Source organism: Tardiphaga robiniae, from assembly GCF_001618955.1.
GTDB classification, from domain to species: domain Bacteria; phylum Pseudomonadota; class Alphaproteobacteria; order Rhizobiales; family Xanthobacteraceae; genus Tardiphaga; species Tardiphaga robiniae_A.
The window spans coordinates 46,587-56,654 of sequence record NZ_LVYV01000015.1; the positions used below are offsets into that span (position 1 = coordinate 46,587).

Consider the following 10,068-nt stretch of genomic DNA (forward strand, 5'->3'; position numbering starts at 1 on the left):
GATGGAAAAAACACTGGCCGGAAAAATTTCATCAGAAGCCCTCTCGAAGCCATCGTCCGACCTTTCCGAAATAACCGTCACTGGTCCCTGTCTTGAGCTGCCGCGTATGCCGCGGTTCGACATGTTCAAGATGAGCGAATTGCGGATAGACCAGCAGGCCCGACGGCACCGCGAACGAAGCACTCTTGGCTTCATTGGGCAGCCGGCCGAAGCCGAGTGGTCGTGCAATGCGAACGGACCGTCCGAGAATCTGGCTGCCGAGTTCGGCAAGGCCCGTGAGCTGCGACGCGCCGCCTGACAGCACCACGCGTGCGCGCGGTTCTGCAGCGAAGGGCGAATCCGCCAACCGGTCCCTGACCATTTCAAAAATCTCCTCGGCACGCTGACGCACGATGTTCGCGATCGTGGCGCGGGATACGACCTGCGGAAAATCGCGATCGTTATCACCAGCCGTCGGCACGTTCATGAGTTCGCGCGCATCGGAGCCACCCGTCAGCACCGTGCCATATAACGTCTTGATTCGCTCGGCATCCGCGATGCAAGCACCGAGTCCGCGCGCAAGATCCATGGTGATGTGTTGCCCGCCGACCGCAAATCCCGAGGCGTGCACGAAGCGTCCGCCGGAATAGGTCGCGATCGTTGTCGTACCTGCACCCATCTCGACGACGGCAGCACCGAGATCGGTCTCGTCGTCGGTGAGAACAGAGAGACCTGCGACATAAGGCGCCGCAGCCATGGCTTCGACATTGAGATGGCAGCGCTCGACGACCAGCATCAGGTTACGTGCGACCGTCGCATCGGCGGTGACGACATTCATATCAACGCCGAACTGCGAGGCGACCATGCCCTTGGGATCGCGAATGCCCTTCACGCCATCGAGCGAATAGCCGACCGGCAATGCATGGAGCACCGTGCGGCCCGGCGGCGTCGCGTGGCGCATGCCGGTCGAGGTGACGCGTGCGATGTCGGAGGCCGTGACGGCGCCGCCCTTGATATCGGCTGACGCTTCAATCAGTTGGCCCTGCAGGCGACCGGCCGACACCGACAGCAGCACGGATTCGACCCGAACCTTGGCCATGCGTTCGGCCAGCGCCACCGCCTGACGGACGGCCTGCTCGGCCTCGCCCATATCGACGATCGCGCCGGACTTGACGCCGCGCGACTGGATCTGGCTGTAGCCGATCAGCTCGACCGCATGGCTGCGACCGCGCAGGGCTTCGTTTGGCGCGGATGGCCGCAGACGCGCGATCATGCACGCGATCTTGCTGGTGCCGACGTCCAGCGACGCCACCAGCGCGGTGCGGTTGGCCGCCATCTGACGCGTTTTCGGCGCCTGGTTGCGATCGAGACCGGTCATGCCGCGCCAGCCTTCTTCTTGGACTTGTCTTGTGCCTTGAACAGATCTTCGCGCGCCTTCGCAGCATCTTCCGACAGCCGCACGGTCAGCCGATCCGACAGCCGCATGTCGATGGCGACGATGTCGCGCGAGAACAGGCGGTCTTCCTTGTCGAGCTTGCTGAGCATGGCCAGCGCGTTACCGACGTCGTTTTCCGGGAGGCGAATGTCGAGGCCATCTTTCAGGCGCAGATTCCAGCGGCGCTCGCCGACGAAGATCGCGGCCTTGGTGACCGAGCGGACCTGCGGATAGCGATCGAGTAGTGCCAGGAAATCCCTGGCGCCACTGTCGGCGCCCTTGCCCACCACCAGCGGCAGCGACATGAAGCGGCGCGACACGTAGTTTTCGAGAACGGCACCGTCATCGGCGATCACCGAGAGACGACCGTCCTCCTGCCACAGCGCAAAGGCCGTGCGCTCGGTGACATCGATCTGCAGACGGTTCGGATACAGCTTCAGCACATTGGCGTCGGCAATCCACGGATTGGCCTTGAGCTTGTCGCGAACAGCCGCGGCATCGAGGAAGAACAGCGAGGAGCGACCATTGACGCCGCCGATGGCCAGGATCTCGTCCTGGGTCAGCTGCTTGCGGCCGTTGAGAATGACGGAAGCAATGCGGAAGCCGGCAGCATTGGCCGCAGCGTTACGCGTATCGCTGAAAGCTTCGACCATTTCGTCGACGTGATTGCCCTTGACCACGCCAAGCGCGAGGCTGCCCGTCAGCATCAGCACGGTGGCCGCAATGCCGACGCGGCGCGGCGCGTAACGCTCGAGCGTCGCAATGAAGCGGTTGGAGCTCTGTTCGCGGACGGCAGGCTTGGCGGCACGAAATCGGGCCCAGAAGCGGGCGAGCGGGCTCAGCTGCTCACGCAGCAGAATGCCTGCCCCAAGGGCAGCCATTTTAAGATCAGCTTGGGGCCTCAAGGGTCGCACCGACCGAGAGAGGCGTCCTCCACCATCCATACCACGAGCTCGTCACAGGTTACGTCCGCATTGGCGCGGGACTTGAGGCGCGAGTGACGTCTCGGTCATGCCGGAATGGATTCAAGCCTTTGAAAAAGGCCGGTTTTCCATCGATACGCGTCGTCACGGAATCCCCGCAAAGTTCACGCCTCGGCAGCCAAGCGCTACACGCGCCGCCAGCGTTAACCTTCGGGCTTCCTGGTAAACAAAGTGTAAAGGGGATGGGCGCAGAGCGCGATTTGATGCGGCTGTGGAAGACTTTAGCCAAGGTGTGGCTGACCTGCCCGAGGGAACTGCGGCGGCTTCGTGGCCGGCATCGCCGGGTTGCCGGAATTAACGGGGGTGATCGGGTGTTGCGACGGCCAGCGATTAAACTCCGTCATGCCCGGCCTCGTGCCGGGCATCCACGCCTTGGCGGAAAGCAAAGACGTGGATGGCCGGGACAAGCCCGGCCATGACGGAGTGAGATAACTGGATGGCTAGCCGCCTGCCCGCTTCACCGCCAGATCGATCTGCCCGTTCAGGAAATCGACGAAACTGATCCCCTGCGCGTTCAACGCCTTGGGATAGAGCGAGGCTTTGGTCAGACCCGGGAGCGTGTTGGTCTCCAGATAGACTGGGCCTTTGGCCGACACGATGAAGTCCGACCGCGAATAGCCGCGGCACGACATCGCGCGGTGCGCCTTCACCGCGAAATCCATGATCGCCGCTGAAACCTCCGGCGTGAAACGCCCGGGGCAGATCTCCTGCGTCGATTTGGCGAGATATTTCGCCTCGTAGTCGAAACCGCCATCGGCCGGGATGATCTCGATCGGCGGCAATGCGATCAGCGAGCCATCGGCCTGCTCCAGCACGGCGCAGGTCGCCTCAACGCCAGCGACGAACGGCTCAATCACATAGTCCTCGGTCTTGGCCGCATTGCGCACGGCGACGAGATCCTGTTTCGCATTGACGAACATCAGGCCGTAGCTCGATCCATCACGCGCGGGCTTGGCGATCAGCTTGCCGTATTCGGCGAGCGCCGCTTCCATGTCGCTCAATGCGACACCCGCCGCGATGGGCACGCCTGCGATGGCTGCGAAGCGCTTTGCGCCGACCTTGTCGAAAGACAGATTGGATGACGCTGAGCCGGAACCTGTGAACGGGATGCCGCGCATCTCGCACATCACCTGCAGCTCGCCATTCTCCGCAGCGCCGCCATGCATGCCGAGCACCAGCACACGGTTCTCGGCTTGGGCCTTGTCGAGCGCCTGCGTCAGCACGCCGATGCTGCTGCCGCCGGGCTTGAACGGATCCTCGAACGGACGATCATGCGAGAGCAGCGCCGTGCCCGACGTCTCGTAGACGCGGTCATCGGCATCCCAGAACCAGAGATCCGCATCGGGCAACGCGCTGTGCAGGGCCTGTGCGGAGGCCACCGACACCAGACGCTCCTTGTTCAGGCCACCAAACATGATGGTGATCCGCTGAGGTCTCGCCTGCTCCGTCATCGTGTCGTCTCCGAACCCATCCGCGAATCGCGCCTTTGCCGACAAGGCAATAGCATCACGCTAGCCGAGTCATATAATGCCTTGTCGGAGGCGGTTTTGCGAGCCCGCCCCGCGGTGACATGGAAGCGACCTGATGATCAGAGCCTGGCTCGAACTCTCTACCTTCGGCATCTTCGCGACGCTGGGCACCATCTATTACGGAGTCGCACTGATCCTCGTGGGGCTGAGCTCCAGCCGGCTGCTGTCGATGCGGCTGAGGTCCATCCACGGCATCGTTGCGCCTTTCTTTTCCTCGGTGGCCATCCTGTTCGGCCTGCTCACGGGCTTCCTTGCCAGCGACGTCGGCGACCGCAACCGCCAGGCCGTCCGCGCCGTTCAGATCGAAGCCGGCGAGTTGCGCAACATCCATACGCTGAGCGTGGCATCAGTCTCCGACATGTCCAACATACGCGCCGCGCTGAAGGCCTATGTGACATCGGAAGTGACGGAGGAATGGCCAGCAATGCTTCTCGGCCTGAAGTCGCCGCGCACCGATGTGGCCTATGACAGCCTGCTGCGCGAAATCAGCGATCCCGCCATCACGCGCGACGCCAGCAACACGGTGCATGGGGCGCTGATGGGCGCCTCGATCCGCGCCGGGACCGCGCGCAATGACCGGCTCAGCCTGTCGACCGACCACACCAACGATCTGAAATGGACGTCGGTCCTGCTGCTCGGGCTGATCACGCAACTGGCGCTGGCGCTGGTGCATCTGGAACGTCCGCGGGCCATGCTCGCGGCACTCACGGTGTTCGCCAGCGGCGCCATCGTCGCTCTCGGCATTATCGCGCTGCAGGAGCATCCGTTCGATGGCGCCTTCCGCGTCGCCCCTGCGCCGCTGGAAAATCTGCTGAGCATCAGCGAGGCCGGGCCGGCGTCGGCACTACCGCCACCGCCGAAATAGCAGCCAAAGCGTTTCCGAGCGAAGTGGTGCCGGTTCGCGTTAAGGAAACGCGTCAGACATATCGTGTTACGGCGCGACGCCGATCCGCTTGATTTCCCAGTGCAGGTCGATGCCCGACTGCGCCAGCACGCGCGCGCGCACTGTCTCGCCGAGCGTTTCGATATCGGTGGCCGTGGCATCGCCGGTGTTGATCAGGAAATTGCAGTGCATTTCCGACACCTGCGCGCCGCCGACACGCAAACCGCGGCAGCCCGCAGCATCGACTAGCTTCCACGCGCTGTGCCCTGGCGGATTCTTAAAGGTGGAGCCACCGGTCTTTTCGCGGATCGGCTGCGCGGTTTCGCGATGCGCCTGCACTTCTTCCATCCGCGCGCGGATCGCGGCGGAATCGGTGATCGTTCCGCGGAATCTCGCCGAGGTGAAGATGATCGACGGATCGACGCCAGAATTGCGATAGACGAACGCCATGCCGGCATTGTCGTAGACGTGTTTCGTGCCGTCACGGCCAATGCCGGTGGCTTCGATCAGTACATCCTTGGTCTCGTCGCCATTGGCGCCGGCATTCATCCGCAGCGCGCCGCCGATGGAGCCGGGAATGCCGAAATAGAATTCCAGCCCGCCGACATCCGCCGCTGCTGCCGTCTCCGCCACGCGCTTATCGAGCGCAGCCGTGCCGGCGCTGACAATGTCGCCATCGGCTGACGTTGCGCCGAAGCCGCGCGGGCTCAGGCGAATTACGACGCCGTTGAGCCCGCCATCGCGCACGATGAGATTGGAGCCGACGCCGACGACGGTGACGGGAATGTCGCTGGGCAGCTTCGACAGGAAGTAAGCGAGATCGTCTTCATCGGCTGGCGTGAACAACACCTGCGCCGGACCGCCCACACGAAACCATGTCAGCGGCGCGAGGGATTCGTTTGCAAGCAGACGCCCGCGCAAATCGGGCATCGCGGATTTTAGTGAGGGGGTGATGTCGGGGAAGGTCATGTTTCAAGTCTGCGCAGGACGACGTGTAGTGTCCCCTCTCCCCCGCGCGAAGCGAAGCTTCGCTGGGCGGGAGAGGGTGGCGCGTAGCGCCGGGAGAGGGGGGCACCAAGAGCACCGGCGTATGTGGCGCCCCCTCTCCCCAACCCTCTCCCACCTAGCGCAGCTTCGCTGCGCCTGGGGGAGAGGGAGCGCCGCGGCGCGTGTAGAGAGAGAAGCGCGTGACATCAACTACCCCAGCGCCTTCAATTCACCGGGCAATGCATAAGCCCACTGCGTGATGTTGCCGGCGCCGAGACACACGACCGTATCACCTGATTTCGCAACACCCGCGACAAGACCCGCAAGCGCCGCCGATTCCTGCAGCGGGATCACCTCGCGATGGCCGTGGGCGCGCAGGCCGAGCACGAAATTGTCGCGGTCGATGCCCTCGATGGGCGCTTCGCCGGCGGGATAGACGTCGGCGACGATCACGGTGTCGGCGTCGTTGAAGCAGGTGCAGAATTCCTCGAACAGCGACTGCAGGCGCGTGTAGCGATGCGGCTGCACCACGGCGATCACCTTGCCCGCAGTGCTTTCACGCGCGGCGCGCAGCACGGCGGAAATCTCCACGGGGTGATGACCGTAATCGTCGATGATGGTGACGCCGTTCCACTCGCCGGTCTTGGTGAAGCGGCGCTTGACGCCGCCGAAGCCCGCGATGGCCTTGCGGATCGCCTCATCGGACATGCCGAGTTCATGCGCCACGGCAATCGCAGCCGTGGCATTGAGTGCGTTGTGACGACCCGGCATCGGCAGCAGCAGATTGTCGATCTCATGCGCGGTGCCGGCCTTGCGATCGCGGAACGCGACCTTGAAGCTTGAGCCACCATTGGCGGGCTTTAGATCGACCAGCCGCGCATCGGCCTGCGGGTTCTGTCCGTAAGTGATGATGCGGCGATCCTCGATCTTGCCGACGATGCTCTGCACCACGGGGTGATCGATGCACATGACAGCGAAGCCGTAGAAAGGCACGTTCTCGACGAAGTGGCGGAACGCGTCCTGCACGGCGTCGAAAGTCTTAAAGTGATCGAGATGTTCGGGATCGACATTGGTGACGATGGCCACGTCGGCCGGCAACTTCAGGAAGGTGCCGTCGCTTTCGTCGGCTTCCACCACCATCCACTCGCCGGCGCCGAGGCGCGCATTGGTGCCATAGGCATTGATGATGCCGCCATTGATGACGGTTGGGTCAAGTTCGCCAGCATCGAGCAATGCGGCAACCATCGACGTCGTCGTGGTCTTGCCATGGGTGCCGGCGATGGCGACACAGGACTTGAGGCGCATCAATTCGGCGAGCATCTCGGCGCGGCGCACCACGGGAATGCGCTGGGCGCGCGCGGCCATCAGTTCCGGATTGTCGCGCTTGATCGCGGTGGAGACGACGAGCACGTCGGCGCCGGACACGTTATCGGCCTTGTGGCCAACATGGATGGTGATGCCTTTTTCTCTGAGACGATTGACGTTGGCGCTCTCGGAGGCGTCGGAGCCCTGCACGGTGTAGCCGAGATTGCACAGCACCTCGGCGATGCCGCTCATGCCGATGCCGCCGATACCGACAAAGTGAATGGGTCCGATTTCGCGCGGCAGTCTCATGGGGCGTCTCTATGTTCCATCATGCCCGGGCAGCGCGAAGCGAGCTTCGCTGGACGTCCGGGCATCCAAGGCTTATCTAACAGATGACTCCTTCAAACAGACGTGGATGGCCGGGACAAGCCCGGCCATGACGAAAAAGACGGAAATTTGGCTTGCGGATCAGACGAATCCGCCACCTTCGCTGCTGCTGTACCCTACTCCGCCGGCGCGGGAACCGGCACCCGCGCTCTGTCGAGACGGATTGCGCAAAGCGCCACACCGAGCGCCGCCAGCGGCGCCAATGCAGCGACCCACGGCACCGAGGCGAGCCCGCCATGATCGATCACCGCACCGCCAAGCCAGGCGCCGATGGCGTTGCCGAGATTGAACGCCGCGATGTTGAAGCTCGAGGCGAGGCTCTGGCCAGCGCCATGGGCCTTTTCCAGCACCCACATCTGCAACGGCGGCACGGTGGCGAAGCCCACGGCGCCGAGCAGCGCCACGAATGCCACCACGGCGATCTGACTGTGAACGGCGAAGGTCATCAGGAACAGCACCACCGCCAGCGCAGCGAGGCTGCCCAGCACCGTCGGCAGCAGCCAGCGGTCGGCGAGCCGTCCGCCGACCAGATTGCCGACCACCAGCCCGCCACCGAACACCAGCAGGATCGGCGACACCGCGTTCTCCGAAAAGCCGGCCAGCCGGGTCAGGATCGGCGCGATGTAGGTGAACAGCGCGAACACACCAATCCAGCTCAGCACCGTAGTGAGCAGGCCAAGCAGCACCTGCGGACGCGCAAGCACCGCCAGATCCTGCTTCAGGTTCGACGGTGCGGGCTTTTCCTTATCTTGCGGCACGAACAGCGCGATGATTGCGAAGGCGGCGACGCCAACGGCGGTCACAGAGAAGAAGGTCGCGCGCCAGCCAAACCCCTGCCCCAGCCAGGTACCGAATGGCACGCCGAGAATATTCGCCACGGTCAGACCGGTGAACATGATGGCGATGGCCGACGCCTTTTTATCCGGCGCCACAAGCGTGGTCGCCACCACCGAGCCGACGCCGAAGAACGTGCCATGCGCGAAAGCCGTGAGCACGCGTGCCGCCATCAGGCTCCAGTAATCCGGCGCCAGGGCGCAAGCGAGATTGCCCAGGGTGAAGATGCCCATCAGCACCAGCAGCACGGTTTTGCGCGGCCAGCGGGCGGTGGCGATGGTCATGATCGGCGCGCCGAGCACGACACCCAGCGCATAGCCTGAGATCAGCAGACCCGCGGCCGGGATCGACACGCCGAGGTCGCCGCCGACCTCGATCAGGAGACCCATGATGACGAATTCGGTGACGCCAATTCCGAAGGCGCCGGCGGTAAGCGCGTAGAGTGCGAGAGGCATGATCCTATCCCGTGCGTGAAACGGGCCAGATGCCCGACAACGGGAGATGTGGACCTCCTGACATTGATGAGATAGACGTGACATAGGAACAATATTTGTGAATTGAATTCACTCAATAGATTGAAGCCAGATGTCACGACTGGACGTCAACCGCTCCGGCGAGATGGAAGTGTTCACCCGGGTGGTCGAGCTCGGCGGTTTCTCGACCGCCGCCCGTGCCTTCCGAATGACCCCCTCTGCCGTGAGCAAACTGGTGGCGCGGCTGGAAGCACGGCTCGGCGTGCGGCTCATCAACCGCTCGACGCGCAAGCTTCAGCTCACGCCGGAAGGCAGTGCTTTCTACGAGCGCGCCTTACGCATTCTCGACGAGATGAGCGCGGCAGAACGCGAAGCCGCCATTGGCGCAACACCGAGCGGCCTGCTGCGCGTCAACACCAGCGTGCCGTTCGGCCTGCGGCTCCTGCTGCCGCTGTTGCCGGATTTCGCGAAGCGCTATCCCGATATCAAGGTCGAGGTCGTTCTGACGGATCTCGTCGTCGATCTCCTGGAAGAGCGCGCCGATGTCGCCATTCGCGTCGGTTTGATGCGCGAGTCGCGCCTGCTGGCGCGCAAGCTCGGCGAGAGCCGGATGGTCGTGGTCGCTTCGCCGGACTATCTCAAAGAGCGCGGCACACCAAAGACGCCGGACGATCTCGCGCATCACAATCTGTTGCGCTTCGGCTTCGCCAAGTGGGAGAACGGCTGGCCGTTCAAAATCGGCGGCGAGACAGTCGCCGTCATGCCGTCAGGCAATGCCCTCGTCAGCGACGGCGAAGCGATGCAGCACCTCGCCGTGGCCGGCATGGGCGTCGCGCGGCTCGCTCGCTTTCATGTCGAAGCCGACATCGCAGCCGGACGTCTTGTGCCGGTGCTCGAAGCGTTCAATCCCGGCGACATCGAGCCGATCCACGCGGTGTTTGTCGGCCATGGCGGACAGTTGCCAGCGCGCGTGCGGGCGTTTCTGGATTATCTGGTGGAGACCGTGAGGCTGTAATTGCCCCGGTGTCCTCCCCGCCTAGCGCGTCGTAGGCGCGCGCGGGGCGGGGACCCATAACCACGGCAAGTGTAGTTGAAACAGCAGAGCCGTGACGACAGCGCTACAGCTATATCGCCAGCGTGTATGGGTCCGCTGAGTTCTCAAACGAAGTGCAACACCAGACTAGGGTGTTGCGATGGACCGAACCTACGCCCAGCTGTCGCTGGATGACCGCTACAGGATTGCCCAGCTTTACGCCGAAGGGCGCTCGATCCG

The 10,068-nt window shown here is 63.6% G+C and carries 8 protein-coding genes; 2 read left to right on the plus strand and 6 right to left on the minus strand.

What is annotated here, in order from left to right; all coding sequences use genetic code 11:
* Nucleotides 1-31 precede the first annotated feature (31 nt).
* The 3 genes from ftsA to A4A58_RS16725 all read right to left on the minus strand — a co-directional run bounded on the left by ftsA (nucleotide 32) and on the right by A4A58_RS16725 (nucleotide 3,848).
* Nucleotides 32-1,357, minus strand: coding sequence for a cell division protein FtsA (gene ftsA / locus A4A58_RS16715; protein ID WP_068734085.1), 1,326 nt, complete (start codon nucleotides 1,355-1,357; stop codon nucleotides 32-34).
* Nucleotides 1,354-2,358, minus strand: a complete 1,005-nt coding sequence (locus A4A58_RS16720; protein WP_068734087.1) for a cell division protein FtsQ/DivIB — start codon at nucleotides 2,356-2,358, stop codon at nucleotides 1,354-1,356. Before A4A58_RS16720 ends, ftsA begins: the two co-directional genes overlap by 4 nt.
* Nucleotides 2,359-2,837: 479 nt before the next feature.
* Nucleotides 2,838-3,848: a D-alanine--D-alanine ligase family protein gene (locus tag A4A58_RS16725; RefSeq protein WP_068734102.1), complete on the minus strand. Its 1,011-nt coding sequence runs from the start codon at nucleotides 3,846-3,848 to the stop codon at nucleotides 2,838-2,840.
* A 133-nt stretch (nucleotides 3,849-3,981) separates the two neighbouring features.
* Between A4A58_RS16725 and A4A58_RS16730 the strand changes: the two genes are divergently transcribed.
* A complete protein-coding gene (locus A4A58_RS16730; RefSeq protein ID WP_068734089.1) occupies nucleotides 3,982-4,791 on the plus strand; it encodes a DUF4239 domain-containing protein in 810 nt (269 codons plus the stop codon).
* Between the two features lie 66 nt (nucleotides 4,792-4,857).
* On the opposite strand, the gene murB is transcribed toward A4A58_RS16730, so the two are convergent.
* The 3 genes from murB to A4A58_RS16745 form a co-directional block, all read right to left on the minus strand.
* Nucleotides 4,858-5,778 (minus strand): UDP-N-acetylmuramate dehydrogenase, encoded by a 921-nt coding sequence (gene murB, locus A4A58_RS16735; protein ID WP_068734091.1) that lies wholly within the window; start codon nucleotides 5,776-5,778, stop codon nucleotides 4,858-4,860.
* Nucleotides 5,779-6,006: 228 nt separating this feature from the next.
* Nucleotides 6,007-7,410, minus strand: coding sequence for a UDP-N-acetylmuramate--L-alanine ligase (gene murC / locus A4A58_RS16740; RefSeq protein ID WP_068734093.1), 1,404 nt, complete (start codon nucleotides 7,408-7,410; stop codon nucleotides 6,007-6,009).
* 194 nt (nucleotides 7,411-7,604) lie between these two features.
* On the minus strand, nucleotides 7,605-8,777 hold the full coding sequence (locus A4A58_RS16745; RefSeq protein WP_068734095.1) for an MFS transporter: 1,173 nt from the start codon (nucleotides 8,775-8,777) through the stop codon (nucleotides 7,605-7,607).
* 130 nt (nucleotides 8,778-8,907) lie between these two features.
* Between A4A58_RS16745 and A4A58_RS16750 the strand changes: the two genes are divergently transcribed.
* Nucleotides 8,908-9,810, plus strand: a complete 903-nt coding sequence (locus A4A58_RS16750) for a LysR family transcriptional regulator (RefSeq protein ID WP_068734097.1) — start codon at nucleotides 8,908-8,910, stop codon at nucleotides 9,808-9,810.
* The last annotated feature ends 258 nt before the right edge of the window (nucleotides 9,811-10,068 follow it).

Excerpts from the sequence above, each read along its gene's own strand:
- A4A58_RS16745 (WP_068734095.1), bottom strand. The coding sequence starts at position 8,777 with ATGCCTCTCGCACTCTACGCGCTTACCGCCGGCGCCTTCGGAATTGGC.
- A4A58_RS16730 (WP_068734089.1), top strand. The coding sequence starts at position 3,982 with ATGATCAGAGCCTGGCTCGAACTCTCTACCTTCGGCATCTTCGCGACG.
- murB (WP_068734091.1), bottom strand. The coding sequence starts at position 5,778 with ATGACCTTCCCCGACATCACCCCCTCACTAAAATCCGCGATGCCCGAT.
- A4A58_RS16725 (WP_068734102.1), bottom strand. The coding sequence starts at position 3,848 with ATGACGGAGCAGGCGAGACCTCAGCGGATCACCATCATGTTTGGTGGC.
- A4A58_RS16720 (WP_068734087.1), bottom strand. The coding sequence starts at position 2,358 with ATGGATGGTGGAGGACGCCTCTCTCGGTCGGTGCGACCCTTGAGGCCC.
- murC (WP_068734093.1), bottom strand. The coding sequence starts at position 7,410 with ATGAGACTGCCGCGCGAAATCGGACCCATTCACTTTGTCGGTATCGGC.
- ftsA (WP_068734085.1), bottom strand. The coding sequence starts at position 1,357 with ATGACCGGTCTCGATCGCAACCAGGCGCCGAAAACGCGTCAGATGGCG.
- A4A58_RS16750 (WP_068734097.1), top strand. The coding sequence starts at position 8,908 with ATGTCACGACTGGACGTCAACCGCTCCGGCGAGATGGAAGTGTTCACC.